15 protein-coding genes are annotated in these 18,848 nt (G+C 68.6%); 4 read left to right on the top strand and 11 right to left on the bottom strand.

The features are described from left to right. Window positions 1-4: 4 nt before the first annotated feature. On the bottom strand, window positions 5-967 hold the full coding sequence (locus sphst_RS03655; RefSeq protein WP_107045164.1) for a 2-hydroxyacid dehydrogenase: 963 nt from the start codon (window positions 965-967) through the stop codon (window positions 5-7). Window positions 968-1,143: 176 nt separating this feature from the next. Between sphst_RS03655 and sphst_RS03660 the strand changes: the two genes are divergently transcribed. The 4 genes from sphst_RS03660 to sphst_RS03675 all read left to right on the top strand — a co-directional run bounded on the left by sphst_RS03660 (window position 1,144) and on the right by sphst_RS03675 (window position 4,687). Then, window positions 1,144-1,422 (top strand): hypothetical protein, encoded by a 279-nt coding sequence (locus sphst_RS03660; protein WP_128082125.1) that lies wholly within the window; start codon window positions 1,144-1,146, stop codon window positions 1,420-1,422. 135 nt (window positions 1,423-1,557) lie between these two features. Then, window positions 1,558-2,133, top strand: a complete 576-nt coding sequence (locus tag sphst_RS03665; protein WP_234387298.1) for an SAM-dependent methyltransferase — start codon at window positions 1,558-1,560, stop codon at window positions 2,131-2,133. After that, a complete protein-coding gene (locus tag sphst_RS03670; protein ID WP_031394926.1) occupies window positions 2,130-2,393 on the top strand; it encodes a hypothetical protein in 264 nt (87 codons plus the stop codon). The genes sphst_RS03665 and sphst_RS03670 overlap by 4 nt, the downstream gene beginning before the upstream one ends. A 176-nt stretch (window positions 2,394-2,569) precedes the next feature. Continuing rightward, window positions 2,570-4,687, top strand: coding sequence for a phosphocholine-specific phospholipase C (locus sphst_RS03675; protein WP_107045165.1), 2,118 nt, complete (start codon window positions 2,570-2,572; stop codon window positions 4,685-4,687). On the opposite strand, the gene sphst_RS03680 is transcribed toward sphst_RS03675, so the two are convergent. From sphst_RS03680 to sphst_RS03725, 10 genes are all read right to left on the bottom strand, one after another. Then, on the bottom strand, window positions 4,657-5,451 hold the full coding sequence (locus sphst_RS03680) for a MetQ/NlpA family ABC transporter substrate-binding protein (protein WP_031394900.1): 795 nt from the start codon (window positions 5,449-5,451) through the stop codon (window positions 4,657-4,659). The two genes, sphst_RS03675 and sphst_RS03680, sit on opposite strands and share 31 nt — an antisense overlap. 8 nt (window positions 5,452-5,459) lie before the next feature. Next, the gene (locus sphst_RS03685; RefSeq protein WP_031394901.1) at window positions 5,460-6,122 is read right to left on the bottom strand and encodes a methionine ABC transporter permease; all 663 of its coding nucleotides are present in this window, start codon (window positions 6,120-6,122) and stop codon (window positions 5,460-5,462) included. Then, window positions 6,119-6,853, bottom strand: coding sequence for a methionine ABC transporter ATP-binding protein (locus sphst_RS03690; RefSeq protein ID WP_081877636.1), 735 nt, complete (start codon window positions 6,851-6,853; stop codon window positions 6,119-6,121). Before sphst_RS03690 ends, sphst_RS03685 begins: the two co-directional genes overlap by 4 nt. Continuing rightward, window positions 6,850-7,866, bottom strand: coding sequence for an LLM class flavin-dependent oxidoreductase (locus sphst_RS03695; RefSeq protein ID WP_031394903.1), 1,017 nt, complete (start codon window positions 7,864-7,866; stop codon window positions 6,850-6,852). Before sphst_RS03695 ends, sphst_RS03690 begins: the two co-directional genes overlap by 4 nt. Continuing rightward, window positions 7,866-8,771 carry an ATP-grasp domain-containing protein gene (locus sphst_RS03700; protein WP_031394904.1) on the bottom strand — a complete coding sequence of 302 codons (906 nt, stop codon included), beginning with the start codon at window positions 8,769-8,771 and terminating at the stop codon, window positions 7,866-7,868. The genes sphst_RS03695 and sphst_RS03700 overlap by 1 nt, the downstream gene beginning before the upstream one ends. A 289-nt stretch (window positions 8,772-9,060) precedes the next feature. Continuing rightward, window positions 9,061-9,669, bottom strand: a complete 609-nt coding sequence (locus tag sphst_RS03705; RefSeq protein ID WP_107045166.1) for an alpha/beta hydrolase — start codon at window positions 9,667-9,669, stop codon at window positions 9,061-9,063. Between the two features lie 187 nt (window positions 9,670-9,856). Continuing rightward, window positions 9,857-11,680, bottom strand: a complete 1,824-nt coding sequence (locus tag sphst_RS03710) for a diguanylate cyclase (RefSeq protein WP_031396208.1) — start codon at window positions 11,678-11,680, stop codon at window positions 9,857-9,859. A 68-nt stretch (window positions 11,681-11,748) separates the two neighbouring features. Next, window positions 11,749-13,884, bottom strand: coding sequence for an alpha-L-fucosidase (locus tag sphst_RS03715; RefSeq protein ID WP_031396207.1), 2,136 nt, complete (start codon window positions 13,882-13,884; stop codon window positions 11,749-11,751). Next, a complete protein-coding gene (locus sphst_RS03720) occupies window positions 13,881-16,223 on the bottom strand; it encodes a beta-N-acetylhexosaminidase (RefSeq protein WP_107045167.1) in 2,343 nt (780 codons plus the stop codon). The genes sphst_RS03715 and sphst_RS03720 overlap by 4 nt, the downstream gene beginning before the upstream one ends. Further along, window positions 16,223-18,848 (bottom strand): TonB-dependent receptor domain-containing protein (locus sphst_RS03725; protein ID WP_107045168.1); only part of this gene is annotated, 2,626 nt, incomplete at its 5' end. The genes sphst_RS03725 and sphst_RS03720, both read right to left, overlap by 1 nt.

The raw sequence follows: 18,848 nt of genomic DNA on the forward strand, positions 1-18,848 counted from the left end.
GGGCTCAGCCGGGGTTGGGCGTTTCCGCGACGGGGGTAAGCGCGCGGCCGGTCTCGAACCACGCGCGCAGATTGTCGACGACCAGCCCGCCCATCGCCGCGCGCGTCCGCTTCGACGCCGAGCCGATATGCGGCAGCAGCACCGTGTTGGGCAGCGCGCGCAGGCTGGCCGGGACATTGGGCTCGTCCTCATAGACGTCGAGCCCGGCGGCCAGGATCGTGCCCTGCGGCAACGCCGCGATCAGCGCGTCCTGATCGACGACGCTGCCGCGAGCGACGTTGATGAACACGCCCTGCGCGCCCAGCGCCTCGAGCACCGCGGCGTCGACCAGATGCTGCGTCCCCTGACCGCCGGGCACGATCGTGATCAGCACGTCGCACGCCGCGGCCAGCGCGACCGGCGTGTCGTGATAGTCATAGCCGATATCCGCCTGCCGCGACCGGCCATGATAGGCGATCGGCACGTCGAACGCCTCGAGCCGCCGCGCCACCGCCTTGCCGATCGCGCCGAGCCCCAGAATCCCGATCCGCCGTCCGCGCAGGCTCGGCGACAGCGGAAACGACTGTTCCGCCCAGGCACCGTCGCGGACATGGCGATCGGCCTGCGGGATCCCGCGCAGCGTCGCCAGCAGCAGCCCGATGGTCAGATCGGCGACCTCCTCGTCCAGCACACCGGGCGTATTGGTCACGACGATGCCGCGCGCCGCCGCGGCATCCGCGTCGATCCCGTCATAGCCCACGCCGAAATTGGCGACGATTTCGAGCGCGGGCAGCCGGTCGTACCACGACGCGTCGATCCGCCCCGCGAGCGAACTCGCCGCAAGCCCGCGGACGCGCGGCGCCACCGTCGCGAGGAACGCGTCGGGGTCTTCCTGCTCCCATAGCCGGTGCACGACGAACCGCTCGCCCAGCGCGTCGAGGACGCTCGGCAGCATGGGGGCGGGGATCAGGATTTCGGGTCGGTTCATGCCGGGGGTTTACGCACAAACCGCGCGGGCAGACACCCCCTTCCGGGGCCCCCGCGGCGGCCGCCGCATGCGAGAAAACTGCCCAACCCTATGCCCCCGCTACGCAAAAGGCCGGGATCGCTCTCGAATTGCTATGCCGCGGCCGATAGCTGGAGGGCCACGACAAGGAGAGTGGCATGGCAGCGTGGCATCGTTCGCGGCGCGCGGATCTTGGTCTGCGCGCGGTGGGACTTCTCCTCTGCGCAATGGCGTACATCGCCGTGTGGCGGCTGTCCGCCCTCGCGCTTTCCCCTCACGCCGCGGGTGCGTTGGCCTTCGCGCTCGCCGCGATCGGCTTTCTGGGGGCGAGCGCGGGCAGTGTCATGGTGCTACTCGGGCATCACCTGTTCGACGGTATCGCGGTCAGCGAGCGCTGGCGGCCCCGCGTCCGCGCCACGCCAGCGACCACGCACTGAAATGCGACGAGCCGTTGCGGCCACTATGGCGCCACTATGGGGTTTCGGGGAATTGCTCTCGAATCCCTATGCCGCGGTTCGTAATTCGGGTTTGCGGGCGCCTGGACGCCCGATCACACAGGCAAAAACGCGAACATGTCGTCTGAACCCACGCCGGAGCCCCGCGCACGCGGGCGCGTCATTCCTCTCGGCCAGAACAAGGCGGGCCACGGGCGTGTGACCCCGGCACTCGGCGCCACGGCTGAAGCGAAGGCGGACATGCCCGCCACCATGACCCGAGCCTGGGCACGCCGCGCGACGCGCGATCCGCGCTGGCCACATATCGCGGCGGCGCTCGCCGATCTGCGCGAACGGCATCGCCACGCGGTCCGGATCGTCGATGCCGACTGTGCATGCGGGACGCTGCTGATCGAGACCGTGCGTTACGCCCGCGCGCTCGGCTTCACCGCGATCGAGGGGCAGGGCGTCGACGATGCGCCGGCGCTGATCGGCCGCGCCCGCGCCGCTGCAGCGCGGCTGCACGATCCCGCGATCGGGCTCGACTTCGAAGGTGGCGGTCTGGCGCAGGTGCTCGCCCGCGAAGCCGATTTCCCCGCCGACATCGTGCTGTGCCACGACCAGGACGGCGGCATCGCGCGGCTGCTGGCGGCCGCCGGCACGCTCGTGATCGCCGATCCCGTCGCAACGCGCGTGCGGAGTGAGGCGGCATGACGCGGCGCGACCTGCAATGGAAAGCGGGCGGCTTCGCGCTGATGGCCGTCTCCTGTGCGCTGTGCATGGCGGTCGACGGATCACCGTTGATGCTCCTCTTCTTCCCGCTCGCGCTGCTCGGGTTGCCGCTGATGATCCACGGCAAACGCGTCGGGCAGATGGTCCGGGCGGAACGCCGCGGGCACAGCCACACGGTCGACGCCGTCCATGCCGCGCGCAGACGTCGGCGCGGACAGGGCCGCGATGGCTTCGGCCGCTGACCAGCAGAGGACCTGTTACGGACATCGTCGACGATCGCATGTCACGCTCGTGCAACCTGTCGGCTTTAGCGATCCTGGATGGACACGCCGTCGCCGCTGTCGCTCGACGTCTGATCTGAACCGGGCATGGTCCGCGGGCGTTTGCGGACCATGCGCTCCTCCTGTGGGTTGCCCCGATGACCGATGTCTCCCGTCGTACACTGCTCGGTGCAGGCGCCACCGGTGCCGCGCTGTCCGCGTTTCCCGCGGCGATCGCGCGCGCCGCGGCGATCGCGCCCGAGGTGAAGACGGGCTCGATCATGGATGTCGAGCATGTCGTCATCCTGATGCAGGAAAATCGCGGCTTCGATCATTATTTCGGCACGTTGCGCGGCGTCCGCGGCTTTGCCGACCGGTTGCCGATCCCCGTGCCCGCATCGTCTGAGGGCGAGGCGGCACCGGTCTGGTATCAGCGCGACCGGACCGCACCGGGCGGCGCGCGGACCGTGCTGCCCTTCCATCTCGCCACGCGCACCAATTTCGACCTGATGCGGATGGAGGGTACGCCGCACAGCTGGCCCGATGCGCAGCGCGGCTGGGACGAGGGGCGGATGGCGCACTGGCCCGAGGCGAAGAGCCAGCGGGCGATGGGCCATTACCGGCGCGAGGATCTGCCGTTCCAGTTCGCGCTCGCCGAGGCGTTCACGCTGTGCGACGCCTATCACTGCTCGGTGCAGACGGGGACCAACACGAACCGGCTGTTCCTGTGGAGCGGCACCAACGATCCCGGCGGCACGCTGGGCGGTCCGGCGATCGGCAATTCGCATGACGGTTTCCCGGAGGATGGCGGCGATCCCGACCCCTATCGCTGGACCACGGTCGTCGAGCGGTTGCAGGCCAAGGGCGTCGACTGGCGCATCTATCAGGACATGGCCGACAATTTCACCGACAACCCGCTGGTCGGGTTCGCCACCTTCCGCGCGGCGCATCATGCGGCAGGCGACGCGGACCTGCGCGACCGGGCGCTGACGACGCGCGGGCTCGACGTGCTGCGCGCCGACGTGCTGGCCGGGCGGTTGCCACAGGTGTCGTACGTCATCGCCACCGCGAAGGGATCCGAGCATCCCGGCCCGTCGAGCCCGGCACAGGGTGCGGCCTATACCGCCGAGCTGCTCGACGCGCTCACCGCGGATCCGAAGATCTGGGCGCGGACCGCCTTGTTCGTCATGTTCGACGAGAATGACGGCTTTTTCGATCATGTCCCGCCGCCCGCGCCGCCGTCGCGTGCCGCCGACGGCACGCTGCTCGGCGGATCGACGGTCGATCTGACCGGCAGCTATCACCGCCACCCGAGCAAGGGCGACGCGGCGCTCGACCTCCCCGCCTATCGCGGCCGCGCCTATGGCCTGGGGCCGCGCGTGCCGATGTACGTCGTCTCGCCCTGGAGCCGGGGCGGGTGGATCAATTCGCAGGTGTTCGACCACAGCTCGGTGATCCGCTTCCTCGAACGCCGGTTCGATTTTCACGAGTCCAACATCACGCCGTGGCGCCGCGCGGTCTGCGGCGACCTGACCTCGGCGTTCGACTTCACCGCCGCCGATATCGCGCCCTTCACCGCGATGCCCGATCCGCGCGCCGATGCCGCCCGCGCCGCGGCGATCCCGCGGCAGGTCAGCCCGCAGGCACCACTGGGTGAGTCCCTCCCGTGGCAGGAACCCGGCATCCGCCGGTCCCGCCCGCTGCCCTATGCGCTGCGCGTCGGCGAGACGATCACGGGTGACGCGATCCGGCTGCACTTCACCACCGACGGCACGCAGGCCGCGGTGTTCCACGTCTATGACCGCCGGGGCCTGGACCAGCCGCCCCGCCGCTTCACGGTCGAGCCCGGGCGCACGCTGGACGGGCAATGGGGATTCGACGCGGAGGGCCGCTATGATCTCTGGGTGCTCGGCCCGAACGGCTTCCACCGCCATTATGCGGGACACCGTGACGACCCGGCACTGGCGTCGCAGCTCGTCTGGCGCACGACACCAACCGAACTGGCGTTAGTGCTCCCCGCCGGACACCGCGCGCACGGACTGGTCGCGCACGTCGAACGCGTCGGGGCGGCGGCGCAGGTGACCGGTCTGGTCGACGCGCGCTACCGCTGGCCGCTCCGCAACAGCCATGGCTGGTACGACGTCACGATCACGGCGGCGACCGCGCCAACCTATCGGCGCCGCGTCTCGGGGCGGGTCGATGCGCCCGGGCGGATGACGTGCAGCGATCCGTTCGTCACCGGGGCTCAGAACGCCGGCAGCACCGCGCCCGCATAACGATCCGCGATGAAGCGCCGCGTCTCGGGGCTTCGCAGCGCGGCGATCAGCTTGACGACGCGCGGATCCTTGTCGCCACCGGGCAGGCCGACGACGAAATTGGCATAGGGGCTGTTCTTGTCCTCGATCGCGAGCGCGTCGCGCACCGGGTTGAGCTTCGCATCGAGCGCATAGTTGGTGTTGATCAGCGCCAGATCGACCTCGCCGAGCGTGCGGGGCAGGGTGGCGCCCTCCAGCTCCTTGAACTTGAGGTTCTTGGGGTTGGTCGCGATGTCGTTGAGGCTCGACAGCGGGTTGGTCGGGTTCTTCAGCGTGATCAGCCCGGCCTTCTGCAGCAGCAGCAGCGCGCGGCCGCCATTGCTCGGCTCGTTCGGGATCGCGACGGTCGCGCCGTTCGGGACCTGCGCGATCGTCTTCCACTTGCGCGAATAGGCGCCCAGCGGCTCGACATGGACACCCGCATAGGGAACCAGATGCGTGCCGCGCGAAGCATTGAACTCGTCGAGATAGGGCTTGGTCTCGAAATAGCTGACGTCGATCTGCTTCTGCTCGACCTGAAGGTTGGGCTGCACATAGTCGTTGAAGACGCGGATCTTGAGACCGACGCCCTGCTTGGCGAGCGCGGGCTTGATCGATTCGAGGATCTCGGCATGCGGCACCGCGGTCGCGGCGACGGTCAGCGCCGTGCCGTCATCCGTCTTGGCGCCACCGCATGCGGCGAGCGCGAGCAGCGAGAGCGAGGCGAGAAGCGTGCGGCGGTTCATGGCATTTCCTAGCGGCGGGTAAAGTGGCGGGCGAGCGCGTCGCCGGCATATTGGATGATCTGGACGAGGACGACCAGCAGGACGACGGTGACGACCATCACGTCGGTCTGGAAGCGCTGATAGCCGAAGCGGATCGCGAGATCGCCGAGCCCTCCCGCGCCGACCACGCCTGCCATCGCGGTGAACGAGACGAGCGCGACCGCGGTGACGGTGGCGCCCGAGATCAGCCCCGGCATCGCCTCGGGGATCAGCGCCCGCGTGACGATCTGGCGGGTCGTCGCGCCCATCGCCTGCACCGCCTCGATCGTCGTCCGGTCGATCTCCTTCAGCGATCCCTCGACGAGGCGCGCATAGAAGGGCGCGGCTCCCACCACCAGCGGCGGGATCGCGCCGGCGACGCCCAGCGACGTGCCGACCAGCAGGACGGTCAGCGGGATCATCACGACCAGCAGGATGATGAACGGCACCGATCGCAGGATGTTGACGGCGATCCCGAGCGCGCCATTGGCAAGCCGGTTCTCGATCAGCCGCCCCTTGCCGGTCAGATACAGCAGCACGCCGAGCGGCAGGCCGAGCAGGATCGTCAGCACCAGCGACCCGGCGAGCATGATGAGCGTGTCGAGGCACGCCTGGCCGATATCGGACCAGTCGACATTTTCGAAGAAGGTCATGCGGCGAGGGCCGCCAGCATGCGCCGGGTTGCCGGGTGCGCGGCGTTGGCGAAGATGTCGGTGACGGTGCCGGTCTCGACGACCTGGCCACGTTCCAGCACCGCGACGCGGTCGCAGACGTAGCGGACGACGTCCATTTCATGCGTGATCAGGACGATCGTCAGGCCGAGGTCGCGGTTGAGGTCGCGGAGCAGCGTCAGCACCGAGCGCGTGGTTTCGGGGTCGAGCGCGCTGGTCGCCTCGTCGCACAGCAGGATGTCGGGGTCGGTGGCGAGCGCGCGGGCGATGCCGACGCGCTGCTTCTGCCCGCCCGACAGCTGAGCAGGGTATTTGGCGGCGTGATCGGACAGGCCGACCCGGTCCAGCAAGGCGGCGACCTTGCTCTCGCGCGTCGCTTTCGCGACGCCCGCGAGCACCAGCGGGAAGGCGACGTTCGCTGCGACCGTCCGCGAGGAGAGCAGTCCGAAGTTCTGGAAGATCATGCCGATCCGGCGGCGCAGGGCGCGCAGATCCGCCGCCGACAGGCCTGCGACGTCGATCCCGTCGACCTCGACGCGCCCGGACGTCGGCCGTTCGAGCGCATTGATCAGCCGGATCAGCGTCGACTTGCCCGCGCCCGACTGACCGATCACCCCGAACACGCCGCCCGCCGGAATCTCCAGCGACACGCCGTCGAGCGCCGCCGCATCGCTGGCCGGGTAGGTTTTGGAAACGTCGCGCAGGCGGATCATGCGGACCCCATCACCTGCACCGCGAACCGCTCCATTTCCTCGGCCTGCGGGCTCATCTGGAGCAAGAGCAGGTCGAGCCCGGCGGCCTCATATTCCGCGATCCGCTCCTTCAGCTGTTCGGGCGTGCCGACCAGATTCGGGCGCAGGCCGCGGTTGGAGACCGAATATTCCTGGATCTTCAATTCGCGTTCGAGCTGCGTGCCCGACAGCCACTGGTCGAAATTGGCATAGCCCGCGGGCAGTTCGGTGACGCTGGTGATGCGCTCGAGCTCGCGCTTCGCCTCGGCCTCGCTGTCGCGGACGATCACATAGGCGGCCATGCCGTATTGCATCGGCGCACCGCCCGCGGCTTCGCGTCGTGCCGCCATGTCGGCGATCTTCGGCGCGATCGCGTCGGCCGGGTCGCCGTGCATGACATAGGCGTCGCACTTGGCCGCGATCATGGTCTTCGCCTTCTCGCTCTCGCCGCCGGCATAGACCGTCGGGCGCTTGGCGGGCTTGGGCGAACAGATCGCCTGCTCGGTGGTGTAGAATTGCCCGGCAAAGTCGAACCGGTCCTCGGTCCACAGCCCGTCGACGACGGAGAGCCATTCGTCGGTCCGCGCATAGCGATCGTCATGCTGGTCGAACTGGAGGCCATATTGCTTCGCCTCGTCCGCCCACCAGGACGACACGACGTTGAGCGCGAGCCGCCCGCCCGAGATCCGGTCGATATTGGCCGCCGCCTTGGCGAACAGCGCGGGGTGGTGGAAATTGGGGCGAACCGCGACCATCAGCTCGATGCTGTCGGTCACCGCCGCCAGCGCCGCCGCAGTCGACCACGCATCGAGCGCGGGCTGTTCGACGCCCTTGATGTCGTTCAAATTCAGCTCGGCGATCAGCGTCAGGTCATAGCCCCAACGCTCCGCATTCTGAGTCAGCGCCTTGGTATAGGCCCAGCTCGCCTCCATCCCCTCGTCGGGGACGTTGCGAAGCCAGCCGCCGAAAACCGGAGTCCAATAGCCATAGCGCATCAACGAGTCTTCCCAATCTGTTCGATCAGGTAATCGACGAGCCGGTCATGCGGATCCCAGCCGAGAACGTCGAGCGGCCTGGCGACGAAGTTCGACAGCGCGTTGATGTCGTAGAAGCGCGCGACGCCGTCGCGGTCGTCGATCATCACCTCGACCCCGCCGACATCGAGATCGACCGCGCGCGCGATCGCCTCGGCGGCATCCATGAGCACTTGCGACGGCTCGACCGCGGCCATCTTGATGCCCGATCCGGGGACGACGCACGCATCCGCAGGGCAGAGATCGAACGCGCCGCCGCCCGCGACGTCGATCGCATAGAGGAACTTGCGGTCGAGCGTCTCGATCCGGGTGATCGCGCCACCCCGGACGGGGACATATTCCTGCACCAGCAACACGCCGTCGACGCTGCTCGGCAGGCCATCGTCGGTGACCGCAGCGCGGAGTTCGTCGAGGCTGTCGAAGCGGATGATCCCCGCCCCCGATCCACCGATATTGGCCTTCACGACCAGCGGGAAGCGCAGCGTCTGCGCCGCGGCGACGACGTCGGCGGCGCGGTGGACGACGCGCGTCTCGGGAATCGCGAGGCCGAGCGACGCGATCAGCGACAATTGCCGTGCCTTGGAGGCGTCGATCGCGAGCACGTCGGCGCCGTTGATCACGCGCGCGCCGGTGCGGCGCCAGTGATCAAGCATCGCCATCGTGTCGAAGATCGGATGCTCGTCGCTGCGCAGGAAGCTCGACATCGCGATCCGGTTGAACACGACGCGCGCCGGCGCAGTCTGGTCCGCGGGGTTCCAGAACCCGTCCGGCGTGGCGCGCGAGAACTCGACGCCGCGCGCGTCGAGCGCTGCGAACAGCGGCACGAACCAGGCGGGATGTTCGTAAAGGACGGCGAGATCGGTCATGAAGCCTCGGATGAATTGAGCGCGCCCTCTGCCATGCCGACGCGCGGACCGCCATCGATAGCGGCTTTGGCCCGATCAAGCCTGGGTTTAGCGGACGGCGCCGGCGCCGGCGGTCGCGCCGGCTGATCCGCGGCATCGACCCTCGCGATTTCGACGAGGCACGTTTTGCCACCTTGCGTCGGGCTTGCCGCCTCGACCTTCCCCTATCCCGATGCGCTCACCCAGCTGTTCGGCGGGTGGATCCGCGACCGGTTCCGCTCGCGCAGGACGCCGCTGGTCTGCGGCGCGCTCAGTCGATCGCGGCGGGTCGGCGGAGGCGCCGCGCGGGGCGGGGTCCGGGCGCGAAGGCATCGCCCGGCACCCTGTGCTGAAGCAGCGGGAGCAGCGCGATCAGCCGGGCCTCGTCCTCGGTCGGGGTGGCGTTGCGCGTCGTCGGCGCCGGTACGGCGATCGATCCGCGCTCGACGAAATGACTGCCCCAGCGATCGGCCAGCGCCAGCACCCGGTCGATGAACGGACCCGGGGCACAGGCGACGACCGACGGGAAGGGCAGGCGTGTCGTCGGCCCGGGACGCGCCGCCGCCGCGATCGCCTCCTGACCGAAGCCGACCGACAGCGGCGACAGCAGGACCGCGCCCTCGATCGCCTGCAGATAGCTGCGCGGCGACAATTGCGCCCACCACGCGACCGCAAGACAGGCGACCCCCTGCGCTAGGATCACCGCCGGCTCCTCGCGCCGGGCAAATGCCGCGTCGAGCTGCAGTGCCCAGCGACCGCTCTGAAATTTCGCGAGATCCAGTTCGATCGTCGGGATCGCGGCGTCGGGGACCGGATCGCCCCGGATCACGACGATCACGGCATGCTGGGTATCGGTCGAAGCCTTGTCCCTGACGGCCATAGCGGATCACCTCGGATAGACCTGCAGCAGCGCGCGACCATCGATCTCCGACTCGCAGTCACGCGCTCCATTTACGAAGCGTAATTCGACCCGGACGATAGGCAATAGTCTTGCGGCATCCGATGCCGGCAATGCGCCGGATCGCGTCCTGCCGACCCTGCCGCGCTGGCATGGCCGAACTGCCGGATCAGGCCGCGAGCGCGCTGATCGTCGCGCGGTTGCGGCCGTCGCGCTTGGATTGATACAGCGCCATGTCCGCCGCCTGGATCAGCGTCGCGCCCTCCCGGTCCATGATGTCCGTCCAGGTCGCGATGCCGAACGACATGCTGGTCGATCCCAGCGCGCGGTTGCCGTGGCGGACGGCGATCTCGGAGATCGCCTGCCGGACGATATCGACACGCTTGGCCAGCGCCTCGGCGGTCGTGCCCGGCGCGATGATGGTGAACTCCTCGCCGCCGAAGCGACAGACGACATCGCCGTCGCGGAACCGGCTGCGCATCTCGGCCGCGACCTGCTGGAGCACCGCGTCCCCCGCGTCGTGACCGAACTCGTCGTTGAACCGCTTGAAGTGATCGACGTCGCACATGACCAGGCTGAGCGGATTGCCCGACCGCGAGGCGCGGGCGATCTCCAGCTTGAGCGCCTCCTCCATGTAGCGGCGATTGAACAGGCTGGTCAGCGGATCGCGGATCGTCTGTTCGCGCAGCGACCGCTGCAGGCGATGGTTGACCAGCGCCGAGGCAATGTTCTCGGTCAGCACGTTCATCCGGAAGCGGTTCTCGGCCTCGATCCGGCCGCGCAGATAGAGCACGCCGATGACCTCGCCGCCCGCGAGCAGCGGTTCGCAGTGATAGACCTCGCCCTCGGCGACATGCGCGCAGACGATGTCGCGGCGCGGATCCACGACCGAATGGCTCTGGCCGCGGCGCAGTGCCCAGCACCGCTCCGGCGCGAAGCCGTCGTCCGGCACGACGATGTCTCCCCAGCTGGCGACCGGGACCAGGCAGTTGCGCGAGTTGTTGTGCGCGTACAGCGCGCCGGGAATGTCGGGCAGGACCTGCGGTACGAACACCCGGATGATCTGGGCCAGCTCGTCGTCGGTGCGCGCGGCCTGCATGCGATGCGCCATGCCGCCGAGCAGCTCGATCACGTCGCCGCGTTCGCGCAGCGTCTTGGTATTGCGCTCGAGCTCGGCGTTGACGACCTGCAGCTGGCGCTCGCTCGTGCCCCGATCGGAAACCGCGCCCTCCAGCCGGTCGGCCATCGCATTATAGCCGATCGCGAGGCGGTTGAATTCGCGCGATCCCATCGCGGTATCGATCCGCGTCTGCTCGTCCCCGCTGCCGAGCGCGGTCATCGCGCGCAACATGGTTTCCAGCGGGCGGCGGATACCTTGCACCAGCAAGGTAAAGCCGCCGATGACGATCAGCGCGACGGCGATCGCGCCGAAGATGGCAAGCCGCTTGCCGCGACGAAGGCGCTGCGCCGCCGCATCCTGCCGCGTGGTCTGCAACGCGCGTTCCTCTTCGAGAAACGCCTCCCCGCGCACGCTGATCGCATCCATCAGGTCGCGACCACGGCCGCTGGCGATGATCGTGACCGCTCCCGCAAAATTGCCCCGGCGGGCAAGGTCGAGCGGCTGGCGCAGAAAGGCGGACCGCTCCTTCATCAGCAATGCCATTTCCCGCGCACGGGCATGCTGGCGCGGGTTGTCGCGGGTCTGGCCCGCAACCCGCGCGATGGTCCGGGCGGCGCTGTCCAGGCGTTTGGCGAAGGACCGCGCATAGGCCGGATCCCGCGTGATGACGAACCCGCGCTGGCCCGATTCGGCCTCGCGCAGATCGTTCAGCGCCGCCTCGGTCGTCTCGATGACCTGCGCGGAATGGGCGGCCCATTGGAAGCTCTGGCTGGCTTGGTACGAGGCGTCGGCGAGCAGCCCGGCCAGCGACCCCAGTGCCAGGACCACGATGAGGCCGATCGCGACGATCCGCGCAGTGAGCGATATGAACATTGCGCTATGTTAAACAACAAAGACTTAGCTTTTGGTTACTTGCCATCACACGCCGCGCCGCGACCGGTCTACTGCGTCAGCACCCCGAGCTCCGCGATGGCCAGCCGCGTCTCGCCCTTGGCGGTCCGGGTGAAGGCGATCTCGATGTAGCGGCCACGGTGCGGCCGCGCGAAGGCGAGGCGCTGCGGCGCCTGGTTGGCGGCGATGTTCGAGAACTCGCCCTGCTCCTGCGGCGCGTCGGCCAGCGCCGGGTCGTCGCCGATGCGTACGCGCCAGGCGGCGGGGTCGCCGGCCCCCTGCGGCGCGTGCCAGCCGGGCTTCAGCACGAACCCGCGCAGCTCGACGCTGCGCCCGAGATCGATCGTCACCGAACAGGGCTTGCCGTCCGCACCGGTCAGCGGCGCGACCCAGTCGGTGCGGTTCTTCTCGTCGATCAACAGCTCGGCCCGCGGCGCGCTCGCCCGCAGGATCTTCCAGTCGCTCTTGCGGATGTCGAAGTTGCGACGCCCCACGCTGCTGACCGCACCCTTGGCCGCGTGGATGCTGATCGCCTGGACGATCCCCGCATCGCGCATCGCGAACGGCGCCGTGTAGCGCGGCGATGCGATCGTCGGCGCGCTGCCGTCGGTGGTGTAGGCGATCGCCAGCCCGGGGGAATCGCTGGTCAGCGTGACCACGCCTTCGCGGTCGCGGACGATGTGCGGCGGATCGAGCAGCACAGGCGCGAGATACACGCCGAATTCGGTGATCGCCGGCGCCGCGGCGGCTGCGGTGATCCGCAGCCTGACCCGCCGCGCGGTGATCGGCGCGTCGAGCCGGATCAGCCGCTGCGATCCGATGCCCTGCTTGCTGGCGATTTCGGTCCAGCCGGTCGGGCCCTGCGCGTCGATCGCGAACCGGTCGACGCGCAACCCGAGCGGCAGATGCTCCGCTAGCCTGACGACATCGAACAGCCTTGGCTGTTTAAGGTCGAGCGTCAGCGTCGGGACCGGCGCCCGATCGGCGCTGACCCAGAAGCTTTCGGGATTGCCGTCGAGCACCAGCGTCGCGTCATGCCCGGCGCGCACGCTGCTCGCAGAGGCGATCGCACCCTTGCTCAGGTCGGTGGCGTACATCGCGCGCATCGCCGTGCCGAACGCGGTCAGGTTCGCGACATCCTCGTCGGTCACCAGGCCACGCGTATCCGGGGCCAGGTTGAGCAACAGCCCGGCACTGCGCCCGACCGTCTCGAAATAGATCTTCATCAGATTGGCGGGGCTGCGGCTCTGCCCGTCCTCATAGGCGTGCCAGAACCAGCCATAGCGGGTCGAGACATCCGCCTCGGCCGGCCACCAGATCGCGCCGCCGCGAACGCCGGCATTGCCCTTTTCCTCGGTGAAGCCCTTGTCGTCCATCGTCGCCCAGCACGGGTCGCCGGCCTCGCCCTCCTCGTTGCCGACCCAGCGCAGGTCCGCGCCGACCGGATCGAAGGTGCAGGCCATCGGCTGCAGGGCGTGGACGAAGGCGATGATCGACGGCCAGTCATAATAGGGGACCGCGTCGATCTTCCGCACTTCGCGCGCACCACCATAATAGCCGTCGCCGCCGTTCGCGCCGTCGAAGAACACCTCGTAGATCGGTCCGTATTGCGTCAGCAGCTCGCGCAGCTGGTTGCGGAAGAAGGTGATGTATTCGGGCCGGCCATAGTCCGGATGGTTGCGATCCCAGGGCGACAGGTAGATCCCGAACTTCAGCCCCTGCCGCCGGCATGCGGCGGCCAGTTCGCCGACGATATCGCCCTTGCCGTTCTTGTAGGGGCTGCTCGCGATGCTGTGTTTTGTGAACTTGCTCGGCCACAGGCAGAAGCCGTCGTGGTGCTTGGCGGTGACGATCAGGCCGCGCAGGTTCGCCGCCTTTGCCGCGGCGACGATCTGGTCGGCATCGAACTGCCTGGGGTCGAAGATCGCGGGATCCTCGTCGCCATAGCCCCATTCGCGGTCGGTGAAGGTGTTGATCGTGAAGTGGACGAACGCGGTCTGTTCCAGCCGGTGCCACGCCAGTTGCCGCTTCGACGGCGTGGCACCGAAGGGCACGAGCGCCGCACCGGTGGGCGCCGCGCCAATGGTCGCCGCGAACGTGCCGCCGGGAAAGGCCATCGCTGCGCCAAGCGTTCCGGCCGTGAAGGCGATTGCATCGCGCCGCGATGGGCGCAGGGGATCGGTCATCGAATGTCCTTCAGCGTAAAGCGTACCGTGTCGACGCCGTAGAGCGGTCCACCGACCGGCGGCGCGACGATCAGGCACAGGTCCGTGTCGGTCGTGCCGCCCGCCAGCGGCGCGGTCAGTATGAACTGGTTCGGCGTGGTCGCCGGATCGGGCAGCGGCACCATCGCCAGCGCGGGCCCGTCGCAGGTCCGCGCATGCACCATCAGCGTCCCGAAATGCGTCGGGTTGTAGCGCCACGCGACCATCTGGCGCTGCGGCTGGCGCAGCGCGAAGTTGCGCGGCAGCCGGCCGAGCGAGACCGTGATGCCCCGGATCTGTCCGAGCGGCGCGGCGCGGTACAGCCAGCAGCCGTCATAGATGTTCATGCTGTACGCCGGCCCGCCGCCCGTCGCATCCGGCGTCAGCGGCAGGCGCAGCCGGATCCCCGCGCCGGCACAGGTTTCGAGGCTCGCACTCGCCCGCGTCAACAGCGCGGCGGGTGCGGTATCGAAGCTGCGCACGGCGGCGAGCGCGCGGCCGTCGGGTGCGAACGTCACCGCGCGGACGACCGTGTCCGGCGCCACGCTCAGCGGTCGGGCATAGGCGCGCGAGGTCGATGACGGCGCCGCGCCATCGGTCGTGTAGCGGATCGTGCCATAGCCGGCCTGGTTCGCCATGCCGATCGTGACCGTCTTGCCGCGCACCGCCGGACCGACCCCGCCGACCACGGTGTAATCGACCGCGAAGGCGCTGTCCGCGGCGGCGATCCCCTGCCGCTGATAGCGGTTGAGCTGGGGATCGAGCCGCGCGAGGAAGCCCGGCCAGTCGCGCGCGGCGCGCGGCGACCAGGCCATCTCCGCCAGCGCCGCGATGCGTGGAAACAGCGCATGTTCGCGCTGCGCGGGGGTGACCATATATTCGGCCCACAGATTGGCCTGCGGCCCCAGCACGTGATGCGCCTTTGCTGCGGCAATCCCGGCGGGCAGGGGGTCATAGGCATAGACGTCGGCGAGCGTCTGTACCGCCATGCGTCCCGGCGGCTCGTCGTCGCGCCCGCTTTGCAGATTGTCGAGATACAGGACCGGGCCGGGCGACAGCACGACGTCGTGCCCCATGTTCGCCGCTTCGATCGCGCCCGCCTCGCCGCGCCACGACATCACCGACGCGGTCGGCGGAAGCCCACCCTCGAGGATCTCGTCCCAGCCGATCAGGCGGCGCCCGCGCTTGGCGAGGTGCGCGCCGAGCTGACCGACGAACCAGCTCTGCAGGCCCTTTTCATCGGCGATGCCGAGCGTGCGCATCTTCGCCTGGACCGCGGCCGATGCCTGCCACTGCTCCTTCAGCGCCTCGTCGCCGCCGATATGGATATAGGTCGACGGGAAGATCGCCATGACCTCGTCGAGCACCTGCTTGACGAACGTGATGCTGCGATCGTCGACGTTGAACAGATAGGGGTTGATGCCCCAGTCGCCCGACACCGGCGGCCGGTCCCCCGTCACGCCGATCTGCGGATAGGCGGCGACCGCTGCCTGTGCGTGGCCGGGCAGGTCGATTTCCGGCACGATCGTCACCGCGCGTGCTGCGGCATAGGCGACCAGCGCGCGCAGCTGGTCCTGCGTGTAGAAGCCGCCATAGCGGCCCGCCGGCGCACCCGCGTTGGGCGTGGACGAGGCGCGCCAGGCGCCGATCCGCGTCAGCTCGGGATGACGCTTGATCTCGATCCGCCAGCCCTGGTCATCGGTCAGATGCAGTTGCAGGCGGTTCAGCTTGTGCTGCGCCATCATGTCGATGACGCGCTCGATCGATGCGATTGGCTGCATGTGGCGCGCGACGTCCAGCATCACCCCGCGCCACGCAAAGCGCGGGGCGTCGTCGATCGCCACGACGGGGACTGCGACGCCCGTCCCGAACCGCGCATCGGGGGACAGCATCTGCGTCAGCGTCATCGCGCCATAGAACAGCCCGGCATCGGTGGCCGCGGCGATGCGGATCCCCGCGGGGGTCACGTCGAGCCGGTATCGCTCGCTGCTCCCCCCATTTGCGGCGGGCAGCCGCACGAAACTGATCGCCCCCGGTCCGCGGTCGGCCACGTTCAGCGTGATGCCGCGCGTGCGGGCGACGATCTCGACCGCGCGCCGCGCCGCACTGGCAGCGCCCGTGTCGCCGGCAGGGACGACGATCCGCGCACCATCGTCGATGCGGACGCTGTCCGTACCCGCTGTCGCATGCGCGGGCAGCGGCAGCAGCGGGGAGGGGCCGGCGACCGCGGGCTGGCAGACAGTAACCAGCGCCGCGGCAACGCACGGCGCGATGACGAGGCTCATCCGACGCCGACGGATCGCCCCTTGGACCACGCGCATCAAAAGCGCGTCGTTGCCGAAATCGAGATCTGGCGTCCCAGCGTGTCGTAACGCTGGGGAATCGTGTTCCCGCGCGACAGCGCGTAATCATAGGTGTTCGTCAGGATCGGCTGCTGGCGGTCGAAGATGTTGTTGACCGCCGCGGTCAGCGTCATCCGCTTGGCGATGTTCACGCCCAGCGACAGATCGAAATAATGATAGGCGGGGATCCGCGTGAAGTCGGAGACCTCGGTCGCCGGCGTCGAGTTCGGGCCACCATTCTGACCCGCGGTCGTGCCATCGATATAGCGCCACGCGACCGACGCGCTGAAGATCCCGTCGTCGCTCGAATAGGTGGTGCGGACATTGTGGATCCAGCGTGGTGTCGGCTGCGGGCAGGATCCGCCGAAATAGCCGACGCAATTGGTCCGCGGCTGATCGGGTGCGGCCTGGCCGCCCTGGTCGGTGGTCAGCGTGCCGTTCATCAGGAAGTCGAGCTTGCCCGCCGTCCCGCCCAGCCGCGCCGAATATTGCGCCTGGAAATCATAGCCGCTCGCATAGAGCCGGTACGCATTCAGATTGCCGCCCTGGATATAGCCCGCCGTCGTGCCCGTGCCGTTTAGCTGATAGGTCGTCGGATCGCGCACCAGCCGGCTGCAATAATAGGGGTCGCCGGTGATCACGCAGCCATCGACTGCGAAGCTCGCACCCAGATAGCTGATCACGTTGTCGACGCGGATCTTGTACCGGTCGACCGAAAAACTGAACCGCGGCAGGAACCGGGGCGTCAGCACCAGGCCATAGGTCAGCGTCTGCGCGTCCTCGGGATCGATCGGCGTGCCGTTGTTGCGCTGGCGGCAGACATCGTCGACGCAGCGCAGGCTGCCGGGAATACCCGCGGCCAGACCATTGCCATATTGCGCGTCGGGCAATCCGGTCAGGCGACACGCCTCGATGCTGGCCCTTGGCGCGACGCCGTTGACGCTGGCACAGGGGTCGACGATCGTCGCATTCTGATAGCCGACGACCTGATCGGCCTCCCTCAGGCCGGGCGCGCGCGCGGCCCGGTTCCGGCCGACGCGGAACGTGACGTCCTCGCTCGGCGAATAGACCGCCTCGATCTTCCACGTGTTGAAGGTCTGGGGATTGGTGCTGTATTTCGACAGGCGATAGCCGCCATTGACCTGCAGCAGTTTGAAGAACGGCACGTTCTGCACCAGCGGCAGCTGGGCTTCGGCATTGCCCTCGACGACGTCCTGTGTGGTCAGGCTGTCGGGTACGCCGCCATAGACTTCGATGAAGCGCGTGTTGCGCGTCGTCCGCTCCTCCTGCCGGCGATATTCCCCGCCGACCGCCACGGCCAGGCCCTGTTCGGCGAATGGCGACCGGATGCCGTAGCGGGTGAAGTCCGCCGTCAGATTGGCGGTCACGTCATAGAATTTGGCGCGCAGGTCCTGCACGCCGAGCCCCTCGTCGAACAGATAGTCGCTGAGCGCGGCGCTGCCGGGATTGTTGGCGGTGAACACGTTGAGCGGGACGCACGCGGGGTCGGTGCCGTTGACCACCGACCGGCACGTCGGCACGCCGTTCACGTTGACGACGTCGAGCGCGCGGCTGACCTTGGCGGCGACCGGGTTGCCGCCGGGCTCCCATAATTGCCGGCTCGTGCTGTAGACGCCGCCGACGTCATACCGCCAGCCCTCGGCGATCTCGCCGCGGACCGACGCGTTGATGCGCGTCTGCGTGTTCCTGAAGCTTTCCTTGTCGCGGTCGCCGGCCAGCCCCGGAAAGCCGTATTGGACGCCGAGCGGCGCCGACGCGCCGGTCCCGGCATTCGCGCCGCAGATCGTCTGCGCCTGCGATGCGGACATCAGCGGGTTATCGCAGTTCACCCGGTAGCTGCCCTGGACATAGGGGCCGTAGAGCAGGTTCTCTGATGTATCGCGAAGGTACATCACGCCCGCCGAAAACTCGGCCGCGGGCGACGCCTTGAAGTTGATGAAGCCGCCGCCGTTGAAGCGCTCATAACCACGCGCCGCGAGCCGGTCCGCCTGGTTCGCATAGCCCGGAATCGTCGATGCGGGCGCGAAGACGCCGGGGCTGCCGGTGACGTTCGAATAATTCACGCCGTTCGCCGTCAGCGTCCCGTTGGGCGACGCCGCGGTCACGCCGCAGATAAGGTTGTTGACCCTGAGCGGGTTGCCCGTGTCGCGGCGCAGCTGACAGCCCGACGCGTCGCGGTCACGGAAGAAGATGCCGTCCGCGGTCCGGTAGGTGCCATAGACGGAGACATTCAGCCGGTCGTCGAGGAAATTGTGGCCGTAGGTCGCGCTCAGATCCGCGCGGCCGCCATCGTTGGTCATCCCCGTCGGCGTGGCGATCCCGTAACGCTGCGCGACGGGTGTCGAGGCGTTGGCGCGGTTGTCGTGATTGTAGAAGCTGTAATTGCCCGACAGCTGCAACCCTTCGAAATCGCGACGGATCACATAGTTCACGACGCCCGCGATCGCGTCGGAGCCATAGACCGAGGATGCGCCGCCGGTCAGCAGGTCGATGCGCTCGACCAGCGAGACCGGGAACAGGCTGACATCGGCGACGCCGGTGACGTTCGCGCCGACGACCCGCTGGCCATCGATCAGGGTGAGC

Source organism: Sphingomonas sp. STIS6.2 (assembly GCF_000732685.2).
In the GTDB taxonomy this organism is placed as follows: domain Bacteria; phylum Pseudomonadota; class Alphaproteobacteria; order Sphingomonadales; family Sphingomonadaceae; genus Sphingomonas; species Sphingomonas aerolata.